Source organism: Flavisolibacter tropicus, assembly GCF_001644645.1.
Taxonomy (GTDB): domain Bacteria; phylum Bacteroidota; class Bacteroidia; order Chitinophagales; family Chitinophagaceae; genus Flavisolibacter; species Flavisolibacter tropicus.
Map to the genome: position 1 here is coordinate 1275141 of NZ_CP011390.1, position 19814 is coordinate 1294954.

12 protein-coding genes and 1 pseudogene are annotated in these 19814 nt (G+C 42.1%); 2 read left to right on the forward strand and 11 right to left on the reverse strand.

The genetic code is table 11. The features are described from left to right. Positions 1-169: 169 nt before the first annotated feature. Positions 170-2083: a beta-N-acetylhexosaminidase gene (locus SY85_RS05250; RefSeq protein WP_226999012.1), complete on the forward strand. Its 1914-nt coding sequence runs from the start codon at positions 170-172 to the stop codon at positions 2081-2083. Between the two features lie 64 nt (positions 2084-2147). Here SY85_RS05250 and SY85_RS05255 read toward each other — a convergent pair whose 3' ends face one another. The 7 genes from SY85_RS05255 to SY85_RS05285 are packed head-to-tail and all read right to left on the reverse strand — an operon-like array spanning position 2148 to position 8810. Next, the gene (locus SY85_RS05255) at positions 2148-3335 is read right to left on the reverse strand and encodes a copper amine oxidase (protein ID WP_066402140.1); all 1188 of its coding nucleotides are present in this window, start codon (positions 3333-3335) and stop codon (positions 2148-2150) included. Between the two features lie 49 nt (positions 3336-3384). Further along, positions 3385-4065 (reverse strand): GDSL-type esterase/lipase family protein, encoded by a 681-nt coding sequence (locus SY85_RS05260; protein ID WP_066402143.1) that lies wholly within the window; start codon positions 4063-4065, stop codon positions 3385-3387. Then, positions 4066-4740 (reverse strand): GDSL-type esterase/lipase family protein, encoded by a 675-nt coding sequence (locus SY85_RS05265; RefSeq protein ID WP_066402145.1) that lies wholly within the window; start codon positions 4738-4740, stop codon positions 4066-4068. Positions 4741-4743: 3 nt separating this feature from the next. After that, positions 4744-5859 (reverse strand): glycoside hydrolase family 10-like protein, encoded by a 1116-nt coding sequence (locus SY85_RS05270; protein ID WP_066402148.1) that lies wholly within the window; start codon positions 5857-5859, stop codon positions 4744-4746. Continuing rightward, positions 5856-6788, reverse strand: coding sequence for a DUF4434 domain-containing protein (locus tag SY85_RS05275; RefSeq protein WP_066402150.1), 933 nt, complete (start codon positions 6786-6788; stop codon positions 5856-5858). The genes SY85_RS05270 and SY85_RS05275 overlap by 4 nt, the downstream gene beginning before the upstream one ends. A 20-nt stretch (positions 6789-6808) precedes the next feature. Then, positions 6809-7489 carry a GDSL-type esterase/lipase family protein gene (locus SY85_RS05280; protein WP_066402151.1) on the reverse strand — a complete coding sequence of 227 codons (681 nt, stop codon included), beginning with the start codon at positions 7487-7489 and terminating at the stop codon, positions 6809-6811. A 10-nt stretch (positions 7490-7499) separates the two neighbouring features. Beyond that, positions 7500-8810: an MFS transporter gene (locus SY85_RS05285; RefSeq protein ID WP_226999013.1), complete on the reverse strand. Its 1311-nt coding sequence runs from the start codon at positions 8808-8810 to the stop codon at positions 7500-7502. 110 nt (positions 8811-8920) lie between these two features. On the opposite strand from SY85_RS05285, the pseudogene SY85_RS24995 reads away from it, so the two are divergent. After that, positions 8921-11049, forward strand: a pseudogene (locus tag SY85_RS24995) (GH92 family glycosyl hydrolase). Here SY85_RS24995 and SY85_RS05300 read toward each other — a convergent pair. From SY85_RS05300 to SY85_RS05315, 4 genes are all read right to left on the reverse strand, one after another. After that, positions 11050-12444, reverse strand: coding sequence for a DUF5009 domain-containing protein (locus SY85_RS05300; RefSeq protein WP_066402157.1), 1395 nt, complete (start codon positions 12442-12444; stop codon positions 11050-11052). Positions 12445-12490: 46 nt separating this feature from the next. Further along, entirely contained in the window at positions 12491-14287 is a 1797-nt protein-coding gene (locus tag SY85_RS05305) for a RagB/SusD family nutrient uptake outer membrane protein (RefSeq protein WP_066402159.1), read from the reverse strand. A 21-nt stretch (positions 14288-14308) separates the two neighbouring features. Then, entirely contained in the window at positions 14309-17434 is a 3126-nt protein-coding gene (locus SY85_RS05310; protein ID WP_066402161.1) for a SusC/RagA family TonB-linked outer membrane protein, read from the reverse strand. Positions 17435-17894: 460 nt separating this feature from the next. Beyond that, on the reverse strand, positions 17895-19811 hold the full coding sequence (locus SY85_RS05315; RefSeq protein ID WP_066402166.1) for an FAD-dependent oxidoreductase: 1917 nt from the start codon (positions 19809-19811) through the stop codon (positions 17895-17897). Positions 19812-19814: the final 3 nt, after the last annotated feature.

Genomic DNA, 19814 nt, shown 5'->3' on the forward strand with positions numbered 1-19814 from the left:
GCAAGCGTAGATAAGGCGCTTTTAAGAGTTGAAATCATTTAGTTCCATCGTAATAAACTCTTACAACTTAAAATGTAGTAAATGCTACCTCTCTTTCCATTACACTTCCCAGCATTTGTTTATCCTACACATATTTGCAATAATTTGTAGCCATTTAAGTTTCAATACCATGATGAAACAATTATTCACGTCTACTTATGCACTATTGTTTTCTGCAGTCGCTTATTGCCAGCCGTCAGTAAAACCGGTATCTATTATTCCAGAACCGGTTAACCTGATTCAACAAGCAGGTCAGTTTGTACTACCATCTACGCTACTGGTAGAATCTGACACCACCGCAGAACTCAAATACGTACTGAATTATATAAGATCTCATATTGCACTTCCGACCGGTAGTTCCCTGGTGGTGCAACGTGTAGCGCCGAATGCAACCTTGCGCCTAAAGCTCAACGCAAAAGCCGATAGCTCGATTAAAAAAGAAGGTTATCGGTTGTCTATTACTGATAAGCAAATTACTATTAACGCAAACCAAGCCGCAGGCGTTTTCAACGGAGTGTTGTCGCTGATCCAACTTTTTCCTAACTCTATTGAAAGCCCGGTACCGGCTGCGAATGTACAATGGACTCTACCGCAGGTAGAGATCACTGATTCCCCTCGCTTTGCCTGGCGTGGCCTAATGTTCGATGTTACGCGGCACTTCTTTACCAAAGAGGAGGTCAAACAATACATTGATGCCATGGTGCGCTACAAATACAACTTGTTGCACCTGCACCTAGCTGATGATGAAGGCTGGCGTCTTGAAATCAAAAGTCTGCCAAAACTTACGCAGGTTGGTGCCTGGAGGGTGAATAAGACCGGCTACTTTGGCAACTTTACTCCACCTACACCGGAGGAACCCAAAGATTATGGCGGTTATTACACACACGAAGACATTCAGGAGCTGGTGCAATATGCTAAGGAGCGTTTTGTCAATATCCTGCCCGAGATCGATGTTCCTGGCCACAGCCTGGCGGCCATTGCCTCTTATCCTGAGCTATCATGTACCCCTGAAGCTGTAAACTACCGGGTTCGCTCAGGTGAAAAAATTATCGATTGGAAGCCCGGTGGTTTTGAAGCCCTGATTGACAACACCCTTTGCCCAGCCAATGAAAAAGTATATGAGTTTCTAGACAAAGTTATAACAGAAGTGGCCCAGCTCTTTCCTTTTGAGTACATACATATGGGTGGAGATGAATGCGCCAAAAACTTTTGGGAAAAAAGCGAAGCTATTAAAACGCTGATGAAGCATAAAGGCTTGAAGAATATGCATGAAGTGCAAAGCTATTTTGAAAAACGGGTAGAGAAGATTGTTTCATCCAAAGGCAAGAAATTTATGGGCTGGGATGAAATCCTAGAAGGCGGTTTAGCACCCAATGCTGCTGTCATGAGCTGGCGCGGGTTGAAAGGAGGCATTGCGGCAGCTAAATTGGGGCACGAGGTGGTCATGAGCCCTACCACTTTTGCCTACCTGGATTATATGCAGGGTGATCCTCTTGTAGAGCCGCGGATCTATGCTTCCCTGCGCTTAAACAAGGCCTACCAATTTGATCCTCTTCCCGATAGCGTTGATGCCAGATATATTAAAGGAGGACAGGCGAACCTATGGACCGAGAACGTATACAACATCCGTCACGCTGAATACATGACCTGGCCAAGGGGCTTCGCAATTTCTGAGTCGTTATGGTCACCTAAAGAAAAAAAGAACTGGAACCACTTCTTTGCAAAAACCGAAGAACATTTCAAACGTTTTGATGTAGCAGAGATCAAATATGCCCCCAGTGTTTATGATCCAATTATTTCAGCCAGTAAAACACCGCAAAACGAGTTAAAAATTGAACTTAGCACCGAAGTGGATGGGTTGGATATTTATTACACCTTTGATAATTCCTTCCCTGACCGCTTTTATCCAAAATACACCCAGGCGCTTATTCCGCCTAAAGACGCTGTTATGCTGCGCATCATAACCTATAAAGGCAAGGATCCTAAAGGACGTATGATCACTATACCGCTTGACGAGTTGAAAAAGCGCACTGAAAAGAAATAAGTAGCACACCACTAACAAAAAAGACTTCCCCAGGGAAGTCTTTTCGTATATACCAGTACGTTATTTATTGCATGTCTATTGGAATAACGATCAACGGGGTTGGCAGGCAGGAGGCGCCGGGTGGCGAATACGTGTAATTAATCGTCTGCACTTCTCCATTCTTGGCGGGTGGAAATATCTGGACCAAGATCGCTTCTGGTGCACCTTTGGTGCGCAATTGATCAGCCGGTAGCTGGATAATTCCTTCTTTAAACTTGCCGTCGCTAACTACCATGGTATTCGCCATGCCACCACACCACTTATTGTCACCTGCCCTGGCATTCCAGGTAACCAGTGCCAACCCTTTACCATTGGTGCTTTTCCACTTCATTTCAACGTTATACATGACACCATAATTACCTGCCAGTTTAGCCATATCACCAGTACTGGCATCTTTACCCATTATCCATGGATCTTCTTTACCGTCTGCCATTACAAATGCAGCCGCTTCGTTTTTAGTATCGAAAGTATCTTTTGTTACCACCAGGTAATTGCTGACGCCAAACAAGCCACGACCTGCATTGGTATGCCGTGAGGAGGCCACGTCCTTTATACGGGCAGCCGCTTTGGGGCCTGGTGTAGAAGGGTCTGTTTGTAGAATGCTGATCTCGGCCGGTTGGTCAATCACAAATTCATAAAACCCATGAACCAATTCATCGTATTTAACAATTTGCTTTTCCAGCTTTTCATCAATGGCAATAATCTGCCCGGGTTTTACCGTTCTTCCTTTCATCTCCGGCTGTGAAGCGAAATAGTCTGCCAACCCATTTTTACCTGCCAGGAAATAGTTGGTAGTTGGCTTTTGTGACGAATAGCGAAGCATACGGATCGTCATATTGGATTTACCTGTATTCTTGATAACGGCCGTAATTTTTCTATCAATCTTTTGGGGCTCCTGAATACCATTTACATTATACACATACAAGCGAACGGCGCCAGGCTGTACAGCTTCTTTCAGGGCAATAATTTCTGGCACACGGATGTATTCCGGATCGTCAGAAATTATGTACTGCGGACCAGGCAACACCATTTTTTGGTACGGAATAGAAGAAATTTTCTCCGTTAAAAAGCCAGGCAATTCAACAATTGATCCCTGCGCCGCAATCAGCAAAGCTTTATTGTGTTCAGAGGTGAGTTGTTGCCCCTTCAGACTCAAGGATTGCAGTGCTAATGCACTAGCAAAAAAGAAAGTGAGTTTAAAATGCTTTTTCATATCGCAATGACTAATAAGTTTAAAATGAACGATAACTTTGATAAACGAATCAGAGGTAGTTTCTTTCTTTTAAATAATTCACCCAAAGAATATAACTCGCAGCTCTCAAGTGAATACCATCCAGTGTCAACTCTTTTTTCAATTCTCCCTGTTCATCAGCAAACAAGGTGTGTAAATTCACATAAGTACAATGAGTAGAAGCGGCCAGTTGCTGCAATCCTTCATTGACTACTTTTACGATTGGGTTTTTCTTTTTCAGATAATCGTATTTCAGTACGCTTTCATTCAGCGGCAAAATGCTTTGGATATATACAGTTGTTTTAGGCGATGCCGTTTTTATGAATTGAATAATGCGACTATAATTATTAAGAACAACATCCACAGGCAATCCCCTACCAATATCATTAATACCTATCAGCAAGAAGATCTTTTTGGGATGTGATGACACCACTTCATCCAACCGGGCTAACACGCCAAAAGTATTGTCGCCACCAATACCTCGATTTATTACAGGCTTACCAGGAATCAGTTCCTGCCACTCTCCTTGCTCGGTAATACTATTGCCTAAAAAAACAATTTCATTTTTCTGATCGGGCATTTTTCTAAAGAGTTCTTCCCGTTGTTTATAATGTTGATTGGCATAACTACTATCAATCGTGACAGCCGCCTGGGCAAATCCCTTAGTGTGGAAACTCAATAGTAAATAAAGCCCTGCAATTATTTTTCTCATTTATAAATATCCTTTCTCTGTTAAATATTTCACCCAGCTTACATAGGCATCAGGCCAAAGATGAATACCATCTATAGTTACCCCCTTCGGCAGCTGACCTTGTTCGGTTGCAAACACTTCATGTAAATTCACATATGCTACACTGTAAGCAGCTGCCAAAGCTTTTATCCTAGCGTTTAGCGTTGCTACTTTTGCGCTGCTTATTCTTTGGTAAGAGGCTGGCAGTAAAGTTTCATTAACAGGCAACACACTTTGCAGATAAAGCCTGGTCGTTGGACATTCCTTCCTGATTCGAGCCACGATCCTTTCATAAGTGCATGCAATGGTATCGACAGGTATTCCTCTTTTTAAATCATTAATTCCAATTAGTAGAAAAAGCTTTGCAGGCTTTATAGCCAAAACATCTCCAAGACGCGCCAGCACACCATAGGTTACATCGCCACTGATGCCTCGGTTACAAACGGGTTTACCGGGAATTAACTCCTGCCACTCACCCGCTTCAGTAATGCTATTTCCTAAAAAAACAATCGCGTTTTTTTGTTTGGGCAACGAACGAAACAATTGTACTCGATGCTGGTAGTGACTATTGATATAACTGCTGTCGATAGCAATAGACTCCTGTGCGGCCAGAGTACCAACAAACAATAACAGTATGGCCAGGTAAATAATCCGCATGGATCAGGGTTTAACAGCGTTATTGGCTGATATATAATATGGCTTTAGACTTTTCGTCCCTTCAAAATAAAAAGTAGATTCGCCTTTAAAGCCATACTTGCGATTGAGCTTAATAATTTGAGTCAACATTTCTTGCTTAATTCTATAGCCATCTCCCAAAGAAGTAAGGATACCGGGAAACACCTTTTGCTTCATGCCTGGAGGCACTTGCTCACTTAACTCTTTTAATACTTTCTCATAAGCAACAATGTCATAGCGATATAGCTGTGGAAGCACCTGGTCGGCATAACCGCCTTTTAACCATGCAGGCCAATCTTGCAAATACTGCTCTTTGCTCCAAGGGTAAATACTAGGAGCCCAGGAAACCACACATTGTTTTTTCACCTTTTTCACATCAGCATACAATCCTTTTATATACTGGCTTAGCTTATCCGCCCGCCATTGCACCCAAGTTTCATCTTTTGCGTTATCAGGAGGCAATGCATTATTATGCTCCGCCGCATATAGTTGTTTGGTATAGCTATCATACCCACCTTCACTTGGCATGGCTGGCAACCGGTCATCACCCTGCACGCCATCCACATTGTACTTCTTTACGACTTCCAATACAAGCGATGTCATAAACTGCTGTACCTCTGGATGAAGCGAATTCCACCAGTAAAACTTATTTTTTTGTAATAATTGTCCTTTTGCATCACGACCCGCCCAATGGGGGTATTTCTTTAACCAAACACTATTGGTGTCGTTATAATCATAGGCAAAACCATATTCAAACCATGCAAATATTTTCAAACCGGCCTTGTGCCCTTCGGTAATAACCTCTTTGATAGGATCAAAACCTTTGTAGACGGAATCTTGTTTTATACCGATATACCGTTCCACTACATCACTTGGATACATGGTTACCCCTTTGTTCCATACCACTACATAAAGTGTGTTTAATCCATATGACTTGCATAACTGCACGGTCTCCCTGATATCTTTTTTAGTCCTTAAAGCATTACTGGCCACGTTGGTTACCCAGGTGCCATAAACGGGTGCCTGTGACTTTTGCCCGTGACAAAACAGGGTGCAAAAAAGTAGAAGGGTATAAAAAGAAAATGACAGACGGTTTATCATAAAGTGCTTTTGTATTCTTGATAGCGATTATATAGATGACGGGCTTGTATATAGGCACTCTGAGGGCTCATAAAATGAGAAAACTCGAATGTGATGGCTTTATCGTAACCCGCTTTACGTGCAGCCTCTAGCTTTAGGCGCAACTTCTCAAACTTTATAGGCAAAAACTTAATAGGCATATCCCGGTCAAATGTTTCGGCATTCGTCCAGCATTGCATCCCATACTTATCAGCCAGTTTTTTATTAATTGTAAAAAAGTCTTCCAGCTCTGTATAATCAATATGACCATCCTGAAAGGCTACCGCATCTACCACCCCTTGGATGCCATCAAAGATTTCATCCCACTCTTTTTCATGAGCCTGCAAACTGACAGCATCTTCCTTGGTAATTGCTGCATTAGCGGCCATGACAGCTTTCTTACCATCGATCCAGGGAGAGATAAATGTAGGCAAGCCATTACTTACATCCTTGCATAGCTGGCCCAGCGTACGAAAGGCCGTAACAGCGCCTTTTGTTTTACGGCTTATTTCCATACTCAAATACCAGCCTTTGAAAGAGGGATGATGGCCATACTGCTTCCACACTTCATCAATGACAAACTTATTGGCTTCTATTTCCGTTGTCATATCGTTTGTATCCCAATAATGCCCACTGTCATACAGGCCAAAATAGAAGCTCAAACCATATTTATCTGCCAATGTCAAAAACAATTCTACCAAGTCCACAGGCGGTTTAAAACAACCATGCTGGTTGATCAGGTATGTAGAAGGATACGTAATAAAACGTCGATAGCCACTTCTGATGAGTATAACGGTGTCAATACCGGCAGCTACCATATGCTGAAAGTCCTGCTCCCATTCTTCAGGGCCCCAGTTCTGGTGTGGAATATCATGGCTGATTTCGTCAATAAATGTACCTGTGATCAACATAGTATAAAAGTCAGTTCTAATTATTTCATATATCCTTTTGCTTCCAGGATTTGCTTCCAAAGTGCATATCCATATCCGTTGATATGTAACCCATCATTTGTATAGCGATTATCGAGCTTACCAGTTGCATCTAAGAAAGAAGAATACAAATCCACGTAAGTACAACCAGTAGATGTAGCTAAATTCTGAAGCGCTTGATTCACGTACCGAATATGTTCATCTTTATTCTGGTGCCGTATAAATTCTGTAAACCCACTGTTTGTAGGCAAAACACTTTGCACGTATACTTTTGTTGCAGGTGAGGTTTGCTTTATGCGTTCCAGCATCTTTTTATAATTAGCAACAATAACAGTATCAGGTGTATTGCGGGCTATATCATTGATGCCAATCATAATAAAAATCTTTCGTGGCTTGCCAGATAATACTTCATCCAATCGAGCCAGCACCCCGAACGTGTTGTCTGAAGAAATGCCACGGTTTCTAACCTTTCTATTACGCCAGATTTCTGCCCATTCAGCTATATCGGTAATACTATCGCCAAGAAAGATGATTTCATCCTTACTGTCAGGTTGCAGGCGAAACATCGTTACTTTCTGTTCATAATAGGTTGTTCTGTAAGAAGTATCGACACCAGGTTGAGCAGCAACCATTTGATTCATGCAAATACATAAAACAAGGAGCCATAATGACTGTAATCTCATATGATAGGATTTAAGCAATAGCTACTTCTTCAGTCGTTTCTACGGCTACAACTTCCTCTTCTACTTTGTGCAGGGGAACAAGCCAGGTTACAATAAATGCGGGTATGGTTGCAATCAACACCCAGATGAAAAATTCACGGTAGCCTAAATAATCACTCACAAAACCACTCACCATAGAAGGAATCATGAATCCCAAATTCAGTAAGCCGCTGGCAAAGGCATAATGCGCCATTTTGTATTTGCCTGGAGCAATGTTTTGCATGATAAACAATATGATGCCTACAAATCCAAAGCCATAACCGAAATATTCGATGGCTACCGCTGCCCCTATCACATACACATTGACTGGAAGAATAATCGCTAAAAATGCGTATGCAGCAAAAGGTATATTAAAAAAGCAGCAAAGAACAATAAGCGTCTTACGTGTCAGCCCTTTGTTCGATACAAAATAGCCAGCAGCTAAAGAGCCTAACACAAAAGCAATGGCACCAGCTACGCCATAAAGAACACCAATTTGCGACGTAGACAACCCAAGTCCACCTTCCGCACGTGACGCCTTGAAAAACAAAGGCGTTATTTTTATGGCCTGTCCTTCTGCAAAACGATAAAAAACAATAAAACACAAGCTGAACCAAATATGCTTTTTTTGAAAAAAGGTGACAATCACATCTTTCAAGGTATCGACACTCTCTTTTACGGAATGCACCGACTTTGCTTCACCACCAGAAGGCAGCATGCGCATATTATAGATTCCCAGCAACACCATGATGATGCCATATGAAAACATGACGATCATCCAGGCGTTTGTTATACCTATGCGCTTTTCCAGTTCTCCAGCAGCGTATACCAACACCCCGCTGGACAATACTTTCGCAATATTGTAAAAAGCCCCCTGCCACCCTACATATTGAGCTTGTTGTTTAGGGGATAATTCATTTAAGTATACACCATCTGCTGCAGTATCGTGCGTGGCCCCACTAATGGCAACAATAGCCAACACCGAAATGGAAATACTAAAGAAATGATCCAATTGTAGACTAATCCCTACTAAACCAAACAATACGCCGGTGAATATTTGCGTGGTGTATACAAAGAATTTTTTGGTTTTAAACATCTCCAGAAAAGGTCCCCATAAAGGCTTCAGCGTCCAGGGCAGCATGATGAGTGATGTCCAAAAAGCAATCTGGGAGTCCGAAATCCCCATGTTTTTATACATAATGGAGGTAGCCGCAGCCAAGACCACAAAGGGTAGCCCCATAGCAAACCAGGTAGTAGGAATCCAGCTGATGGGATGTCGTTTTCGGGGTTGATGATTTAGCACGCAATGTCTTTTATAAAGTTAAGATTGGCGAACAAGTTAATTAATTATTTTAAAAACTATCGACCGATTGAAAATATATTTTATTAAGTTGCAAGAGAATATTTGCCATTATGAGAAAGACTATATTATTGCTTGCTATGGCCGTCAGCGGTTTTTGCTCTGCTCAGAAGCTTACTGACAAAGTTGATGTTTTTTTAGGAACCGGAGGACATGGACATGTTTATCCCGGTGCAACAGTTCCTTTTGGAATGGTGCAATTAAGCCCGGACAATGGTGTAGAGGGTTGGGATTGGTGCAGTGGCTATCATTATAGCAGCGACAGTATTGCAGGCTTTTCGCATACACATTTAAGCGGCACTGGCATTGGCGATTGGTGTGACATTTCTGTTCTTCCATTAACCCGTTCTTCCCGCCCACAAAGTGGCAAAGTTGGCTTTTCGCATAAAAATGAAAGTGGACGCCCAGGGTATTATAAAGTATTACTGAATAATGGTGTGCTTTGCGAATTAACCGCTTCTGCACATAATGGCTATCATAAGTATACCTTTCCAGCATCAAACGGATGGTTACAGTTTGATATGGGCTTCCGTATTAACTGGGACAAACCTACAGATGCTTCCCTCCAATTGATCAATGACAGTACTTTGGCAGGGTATAGATTTTCAACAGGCTGGGCCAAGAATCAGCGTGTCTATTTTGCAGCCCGCTTTTCAAAGCCCATAATCGGATCTAACTTAACGGCAAAGCCACTTCATCAAAAAGATGCAGCCGCACTACTGCAATTTAAAACGGACCAACAACCGCTATATGTTCGCGTTGCCATTAGCAGTGTCAGCTCAGAAAAAGCCCAGGAAGAGTTGAAAGAAACAGCAGGTGAAAGTTTTGAACTCGTAAAAACAAAAGCAGATGCATTATGGGAAAAAGAATTGCGTAAAATAACGATCTCGGCCACTAACAAAAACTTTGAAACACAATTTTACACGGCCCTTTATCGCACCTGTTTAGCACCCGTTCTTTATTCCAATTCAGATGGCACTTACAGAAATCAGGATAGCAGTTTACATAAAGTAAAAGGCAACAAATACACGGTGTACAGTCTTTGGGACACATTCAGGGCACTGCACCCTTTATTTACTATTACACAAAAGGAAAGGCTTCCGGACTTGATCAATAGTTTACTGCAATTCTACGACGACAATGGTCTATTGCCTGTATGGGACTTAAGTACATGGGAAACCAATACCATGACAGGCTATCATGCCATTCCTGTATTATCTGACGCCATTTTAAAAAATGAGACTGGATTTGATGTAGAAAAGGCATACAAAGCCATGCAAAAGAGCGCGTATCAAAAGCAAAGAGGCACACCCGATTACATAAAATATGGCTATTTACCGCAAAGCAAACATGGATGGAGTGTAACCATAACACTGGAATATGCTTTTGATGATTGGTGTATAGCCCAAGTGGCCAAAAATTAGGCAAGACAGCTGATTATAATACGTTTATGAAACGTGCTATGAGCTATAAGAATCTCTTTGATGCCAGAACAGGTTTTATGAGAGCCAAAGACACAACAGGGCGATTTATAGAACCATTTGACCCGCTACTGTCAGAACATGGCTTTGAAGGACAATACATTGAGGGCACCGCCTGGCAACATAGCTTCTTTGTTCCACATGACATCATGGGGTTAGCCAAATTATATGGAGGCAAAGAAAAGTTGGTGCAAAAGCTGGACACGCTTTTTTCCACCACTTCTGAATTACACGGTGAGAATGTATCTGCCGATGTAAGCGGCTTGATTGGCCAATATGCCCATGGCAATGAACCTAGCCATCATATTATCTATATGTATACAGCTTTAGGCTACCCGCAAAAAGCCGCTGAAAAAATCCAGATGGTAGTTGATAGCATGTACAAGCTTGGGCCGGATGGCCTTGCCGGTAATGATGATTGCGGCCAAATGAGTGCCTGGTTAGTATGGTCTTCTTTAGGTATGTACCCCATGAATCCTGCTTCAGGTAATTATGTTTTTGGGTTGCCATTAGTGGATAGCGCTATAGTGCAACTACCCAAGAATCGCACCTTACAAATTCTTGTAAAGCACATAAAAGCAAAAAATATGAACCGTGGTATACAGCAGGTAAGGTTAAACGGAAAACGCCTTCCTGTCATTGCTATTACACATCAGCAAATCCTGGAAGGCGGTGTTCTGGAATACCTGGTCAATGATTGATCAGGTTTTCCAGAACCATTTCCGTTGGGTAAAAAAGATGGTAATCAGCGAAACAATCCCCGTAAACAGTGCACCTCTTAAAAATCCAATCCAGGCATTACTGTTCATGCTTTCAAACAAGGTTATTCCACCGGTAAGATGCAAAAGAGGCAACAGCAATAAATTTCCTGCCACATAGGCTACCATGGGATTGCGCCCGTTTAAACTTAGGTAATGCGTAAGGCGACCACTCGATTGAAAAAGTTGCAGTCCATGAAATCCTATAAGCATAAAAAAGGCTAAACCACTGGTAACGAAATAATAACTGTAGGTTGAAAAGTCTTTCTTAATACCTCCTTCATAGGCTTCAAAGAACAATCCAAGCAATAAAAGATAAACACCTGCTCGGAAAAACCGTTGCAGCATTAAATGCTGTCGTTTATTGATTGATCGCAACAGGAAACCAAGTATCGTTAAAACAACTACTGTAATAAGCAAATTCATTACCAGGTAGCGACTAAACAATAAGGCGACATTCAAGATTACCAGTGAGAAAGAAAGAATGCTAATTACTGCCATTCTTTTATAGTCTGTAACAGGCGTCTCTGTTTTTTGAACAGCAGCTCTTAGCAACCACTCTCCTGCCATTGTACCAGGAATGATAATAAACAGATACTTTAAATAATAAAATTTGTACGCCCAAACCATTGGCGAAAATTGGAACAACGTTTCATTCCAGCTACCGCTTTCTTTCCCTCCTAAAAAAACAGCCATTACAAATGGTAAAATCCCAATACGCAACATCGGTCGATAGCGGGTAAACCACCAGATTAACGTTCCGAAGAATGCCATATTACCTAATACCAGTATAATGATATCGCTCTTCTCCAAGGAGAAGGGCTTGCCGTTAAAAGAAAGGAAATACAATAAAGCGACCGCTATTAGAAAAGCGGCAACTTTAAGTAGGCGAAACAGTTGGTAATAGCGCTCTTGCTTTGTTTCATAAAACTGAAAGAACAAAAGGATAAACCCCAGTATGGAAAGTAAATACTCTTGTGTGCCAGGAGCACCCGATATTACCCAAGCCCGCATGTGAAAAGTAAAGAGCGCAAAGAAGGTAAGTAAAACATAGCGGCGTGCGGCTGTGAATAATACAGCGGTCCATGGGCCATCTTGCTTGGCATACCGATCCAGTGATAAAGGAATGGCTGCTCCCATGCTAAACAGGAAGAAAGGAAACACCAGGTCTACCCAAGTAATACCAGGCAGCGTTGGATCAAACGTATGATTTGGCGGTGGCACCTGAGCGTGATACATCCACGCAGGCAACACATCTCCAAATGCAATACTGCCTGATAACACCATTGCCAAAATAGCAAAGCCACGTAAGGCATCTAAACTTTGGTTACGCTTCATAAAAAGTAGTATAGAAAAGGCGCCTTACAGCGCCTTTTATTGAAAATTATTGCCAACCGGGATTATTTGGTTTGAGATTTGGATTCATTTCTAACTCACTTGGCGGTATAGGCCATAGCTTATATTTTGGATCCGCATTGTTACGGGTTTGGTTGCGGAAACGGATCCTTTGATTAACGCTATTTGTGTAATTAGGAACTTCGTCTTCATCAAACACTGGCGTACCTGCTGGGACCGCGGGGTCTAGTGAAGCGCCAACTACTGGAAAGCTATTTGCTTTTCCATAAATGCCCCATCGTCTCAGATCAAACAAACGCAAGCCTTCTCCAGCAAATTCAACAGCTCTTTCACGACGCACGATCTGTCTTAATTCAGAGGGGCTCGTTGTAGTTACGGCAGGCTGTCCCGCTCTAGCTCTAACGTCATTGATCGCTTTCAATACGGTATTATCAACTTCACCTAACTCAATTTTCGCTTCTGCATACATTAACAAAATATCAGCATAGCGCATCAATATATATCCGGTTTTGGTTTCCCAAGTGTACTGAGTTGAGTCAACATATTTCCGCCACACATAACCTACGCCTCCGATATTTCCGGTAGCGCTTACTTGCCATTGTATCCCTGCTGCCTGAGCACCGATCCAATCATTGTTGCCACCATTAACAATATCATATACACCTGTATTCCAGTTGTACTTTTTACGCACATTGCTATATATATTATAGATGGTTCTTTCTTTTGGATTAATATAGGCTGTAGGTGTAAAAGGCGCCTTTGCTACTGTATACGTCATGGTATCATCTGGCATATAAACCGTCCATTTTAAACGGTTATCGCGGTTCAGTCGCGGTGCCGCAGGATTATAAGCCAGCGATTGGTCGATCCTTTTACCGTCTTTTGCCTCAAACTTATCCACGAGCACTTGGGAAGGGAAATGGCTGCTTTGAGACGTAGTTACTTGTCTTGGAACAGTAATAACAGCCGCCCAGTTCTGCGGGTCCAAAACATCTGTTGGATAGGTTTGATTAAACATGATCTCACGGTTCACATTAGCCTGTTGTCCAGCTAATAAAAACAGATCTGTATACTTTGGATTTAACCCATACAGCCCCCCATCGATTACAGCCTGGGTTGCAGTTGCTGCAGTGCGGTAATCTTTGATCAATAAGGCCAGCTTGGCTTTTAAGCCTAGAGCCACTCCTTTATTAACCATACCCATTTGCTGAACAGCAGGTGTTTTGGCCGCATCGAAACTGGCGACAGCCTCATCCAGGTCTTTGTATAAATCAGCAACGATGGTAGCAACAGGAGAACGTTTAGAATTCAGCACCTCATTGACTGACGGCGTTGCACGATAATAGGGCACATCACCAAACCAATACATCAGGTGAAAATAAGCCCAAGCACGCAGCACCATGGTTTCTGCCTTTATCTTCCCATACACCTGTGGAGAAACATTGTTCTTTCCATTTTCCATACCTGCCAATTGCTGGTTAGCACGCTGTACCAATCGGAAAGCCTGACTCCAAGCCGCACTAGGAATAGAATTGCTAATAGAAAAAGGGCCTGCATCACCTAACGCAATCAAGTCTTCAGCATTTCCGCCACGGCGAATCCCTAAATCTGTAGATGATTCAATAGAGAACAATAAAGGAAGGTAATTAGGCACAGACCAGAAAGCAGAAGCATAAACACCATTAAGGCCCTGCTCCATTTCAGCCTGGTTGCTTAAAAAGGTAGAGGCTGCAGAAGCATCCAATGGCTTTCGATCCAAGAACTTCTTACATCCGCTTAAAAGGATTACGGATGAAGTAAAAAATAGTATAAAGACTTTTTTCATTGTTACAAGTTTGATAGGTTCTTAAAAGTTTACATTTAGACCGGCAGTCCATGTGCGCATCAAGGGATAGAACTCCGCATTGGCACTATTGATCTCAGGATCAAAGCCTTTCCATGCCTTACTAAATGTAGCCAGGTTGGAACCTGCAATAAATACTCTTACTGAATTGATATTTACTTTATTCAGTACGGTTGCTGGTAACCGGTACCCTAGATTCACATTCTTAATACGGAAGTAAGATGCACTACGAATCCACTGTGTAGATGTCAGGTAATTGTTTCCACCAAAACCAGATGGCAACAGACGAGGGAAGTCTGCATTTGGATTTTCTGGCGACCAGTAGTTCTTATGAATGGCCAATAAGGAAGCGGCAAAATCGCCACTGTTAAAAGGAACAGCACCCGTACCACTCAGGTAATTATTGCGTTTACCTACACCTTGACCTAATATATTAAGATCAAAGTTGCCATAACCAATATTAAAGTTCAGGCTATACTCGTAACGAGGAAAGGCATCACCAATGAAAGTACGGTCATTCAAATCAATTTTTCCATCAGGTTTACCCTCTGGCCCACTGATATCAGCATATTTAATATCACCAGCTTTAGGTCCTACCGTTGGACTGGCATTCCAGGGAACACCGAATTGAACGGGAGAATTCTTCACATCGTTATCATCTGCAAAAAAACCAACGGCCTTATAGCCGAAGTAAGAATTCATTGCATATCCTACTTGTGTGCGCGTACTTCCATTGTCCAGGTAAGGTGTACCCTCTACCAGGTCAAGCACCTTGTTTTGCACATCGCTCAACATTCCCGTCAGGTCCGTTCTCCATTTTCCAAACTGGTTCTTGTAATTCAATGACAACTCCCACCCTTTATTCTCTAACTGACCAGCATTGATAAAAGGGTTACCCAAGCCCCCTGCTGACGCAGGAAGCGTTCTTTTCAAGAGCATATTATGCTGGGTTTTCACAAAATAGTCGGCAGAAACCATAAAATGTTTGAGTAAGCTAAGATCCAGACCAGCATTAAATTGTCTTGCCGTTTCCCATTGCAATTCCGGATTTGCAAATTGTAATAAGGCTACACCAGGAGTGGTAACGTTATTGAAATAGGCATTCGTACCGTTTACATGAGAAGAGGCATTGTATCCGGCATTTTCATAAAACACATCATATGCATAAGGCAAGCCCGTGTTTTGGTTACCATTCCCTCCATAAGAAACACGCAGTTTACCAAAACTGATCTTATTGGCAAGGCCGCGCAAAAATGCTTCATTAGTAAATACCCAACCAGCGGATGCCGACCCAAAGTTACCCCACTGCTTTTCCAATGCCTGAGAAAAGCGAGATGTTCCATCGCGGCGGCCATTGACTTCTAACAAATACTTTCCACGATAATTATAGTTGATACGGCTGAATAAACCTACCAAGGCACTCTCACTGGCACCAGCATTATTATCACGTGCGCCTGTACCTAAGTTTAAATAAGGTTGATCAGGGTTGATAAACCCTTGGCGTGACGCGCCAAAGAAATAATAAGTATTTAACTCTGACTGCGCACCGGCCAACACTTTGAATGAATGATCGCCAAACTTGAAACCGTAAGTAGCCTGTCCCAAATACGTTGTGTACACATCATTACGATAAGCTTCTGAAAGAGTGGTACTACCCGGCCAATCAGCCACTTTATCATAAGTGTTCGTTACTAAATTGGGCTGATAGATTGAGGCGTTTTTAATAAAAGTCTTAGTTGTTGGATTACGCTGTTCCCGTCCCCAAAAGCCTTCTATATCCAATCCTTCAATTGGTTTGTAATTAAAGCCAAAGCGGGCTAATAACGTACTTCCATTCGTTTGAGAGGTACCAGTAGCTTCAGCCTGTGCTATTGGATTCCGATTATTGGATTGACCGGCATTACCATACATACCTTCACCAAACTTCCCAGCTCCAATAGCTGGCAAACCGATTGCCTCACGTATAATAAATTCAGCACTACCTGTTGATGGGTTAATGGTTTTGCTGCGTGTATAGCCGAAGTTCCCAGTCAGGGTCAACTTTTTATTGAGTTTAAATTCTGGATTTAAACGCAGGTCATATTTCTCATAACTATTGTTTTGAATCAAACCCTCTTGGTTCAGATAAGATAATGAAGCAAACATATTCACCTGCTCGCCACCTGATGTCAGCTGCACATTATGGTTTTGCATAAAGCCGCTGTTGGTCAACACTTCTTTCAACCAATCGGTGTTGATGACATCCATATTATTAGCGGGCGTAGTTTTATACTTATCAATCAAGGCTTGTGAATAAACAAACGCAGCAGCGTTGCCTGTACGGTTTCGTTCAGCTACATTGCTCAATTCCATATGCTCAACTGCATTAACGCGATCAGGAATGGCAGTAGCCTCTTGCTTAGTAAAGAAACTATTATAGCTTAATTGAATACCTTTTTTATTGGCACGTTTCGTTTTTACAATGATAACACCGTTGGCGGCACGGTTACCGTAAATGGAAGTAGAAGCAGCATCTTTTAAAACAGTTATTGACTCAATTGCATTTGGGTCAATTTGATTGAATGCAGACATATCCAGGATCAACCCATCAACTACTACAATTGGCGTATTTGATAAAGAAATAGAGTTCTGTCCTCTGATCACAATGCTGGAAGCATCGGCGCCAGGCTTTCCTGATTGCTGTTGCACCGTTACCCCTGGCGCTAAACCCTGTAACAGGTTGTTAGTAGAAGCCACTTGTCGGCGGCTCAAATCTTCATTATTTAAGGCAACAATCGAACCGGTTAGGTTGGCACGGCGTTGTGTGCCATAACCCACCACTACCACATCACTCAGCGTTTGGCTGCTGGCATTTAATGAAACGTTGATTGCGGCCTCATTAACCACCACTTCCTGCGGAGCAAACCCAATACTGCTAATTAATAGTGTCTGACCTTTTTCAGCATTGATGACATAATCACCATTATTGTTAGTGGTCGCCCCTATCCGGTTGCCTTTCACAACCACAGAGGCATTTTCAACAGGCCGGCCATTACCATCTGTAACCCGCCCTGTTACTCTCACTGTTTGTGCAAATACCACTATATTATAACATAGCAGTAAAAGCACGAAGAGCATAAATTTTCTCATAACTGTGTTTTAAATGTTTGTTTTTTTATAATTCATCTCAAGCAATAGCCAGCATCTAAAGCGATTGAATGACAGGTTTCTAAAAGCCATGCCGTTCAATACATTTTCATTATTGTTATTTATCTTTCCCTAAACCACACTTTGACATTTACGTTTGCATTTACCATTTAGTCAACTCACATTACCTGATGTAGCATTTTCCATCACAAACTACCTCCAGACACAAGCAAAGCAGGCTTTCATGAAGTTTTATCTTACTGCTTTCAGTAACTAAAACCTCAAACTGTACCCTATATTCTATATAAGATTCCAGTTTGATGGCCATTAGTACAGCCAACTAAATTGAAAGGCAAGGTTTACAGGATATAAAAGACCAAGAAAAAAGACAACACTTTTTTCCAATCGCACATCTATTTGAAAATTGGTACTGGTCGGCAAAGTTCTCTCCTATCACTAATAACTATTTTGCATAACCGTTATAACCTATTTGAAGTCGCTCAAATGGATCAATGGTATTGTTCAGCAAAACAGCCAATTCTTTTCTTGTTATAAACCGGCCAGGCGTATAATGGTCCAGCCCCCAGCTTTGCCAGCTCGTCTCTACCAGTTGCGTTAAAGTGCTTTTTTGTTTAGATAGCGATTTTATTTTGCTACCCTTTACCGAACCTGCAAGGGCAATGTCTAATTGATGAACAATGTCAATTGCCTCTTGAATCCGCAAGTTTCCTGTTGGTATTTTGTAATTATACTTCTTGAAAGATTGTAAATCGGCTGCCAATGATTGCCCGTTTACCAGCGAATCGGGATAAAACCAGGTCTGATTCGCCCATTTATAGGGAATGCCGTGCCCTTTTAAAATGCCCGTAGCTCCAATTTTTTGAACGGCTTCAAAATACGGTGCATCCGGCTTTACATCGATATAAGGCATGATAAAAGCCTTGGCATCCAGCAAATACTTTTGAACAAGTCGTACCGGCACTTTTTTAGGAATAAGTGATTGCTTAATGCTTAAGCCTGCTAAAGCACCGGCTGCTTGTCCTATTAATAACACACACGGTTGCAAACGGGTTGTTCCATTGACTACATTGCTAACACTAATGCCCTTTTCGGCAATAATCAAGTTTTCAACTTGCTGAGGAATTAATGCACCTAATGGCACATTAAAAGATGGTACAGGATAAAACTCCAAATGCTGTGGGGCAGCAAGATTTTTTTTATGGTGATGATCAATAGGATAGTCTCCTACGGCTATACCTGTACGATACAGTGGATCACCATAGGTATATGGCTCTGAAATATGGCGCATATTAAAGCGCACCAGTCCTTCCACCCGCCTACCTTCCCTATGATAGGGCATCAAAGCCAGCCGATCTTCTGTCGGAAACTCATCATCAGCTAATCCCAGGTTCTTATACCCTAACTCATTTTGAATAAAATAGATAAAGCGCTTTGTTTGTTCTTTGGCCTTTTCCAGCTCTTTATTACGGCTTGCTTCATCCAATTCTACAATGTTCAGATATATATCATTTCCATAAAGAGGCCAGTTCAACATATACTTATTGTTTGGCAACTTGCCATACTCAAGCATTTTCTTGCCATCCACACCGGGAGCCTTCCTGGTTTTATCAATGTAATAGTCTGTACAGGCAGCATCAAACTCTTTGGGATCATAGTTTGACGGTTTTACAATTGTACAATCAGCGTTCCTCCCATAGTCTTTTAAAACTGCTACGTAAGTAAGATCCTGGACGACATTATTCGTTTGACTGACGCCTACCTTTTCTCCAGTAAGACTACCGGCTTCCATGCCTAAACTATACGGCACTTTAGCGGCCGCCATTACATCGCCTAATTCTGTAGCATCAATGACAAGTTTTGGCAGAATGATAACGGGTTTTTGAGTGGCCTTATCCAAAACGGTAACAGAAATAATCTTTTGGCCGCGTCGAACTAATGATTGAAAATGGTGGTTATACAGGATGGTTAGTTGCTTCTCAGCTGCAGCCATTTGTTTGAAAATACTGTCAGCGACATGAGGCTCAAATTGTGTATTACTGACCCAACCAGTTTCAACAGCTTTTGGTCCTCCATAAACTGCATATAGTTTATTTCGGAACTCCGCCCAGAAACCAGAGGGAAGCTTATGATTTCCATCAGTAGCAGAAACACCAGCCCCACTGATCATACCTCCAAGCCATGTTGTAGATTCTACAATCAGTGTTTTCACGCCTAAGCGAGCGCACTGTATACCGGCAGCAGTGCCACCGGTGCCTCCACCTACAATCAGTACATCAGTCGTTATCGTTTTTTGCGCAGATAGGGTTGCTCCCCAATACAGGGTCAAACCAAGAATTACAAGCAATCGTTTAGTTTTCATAGG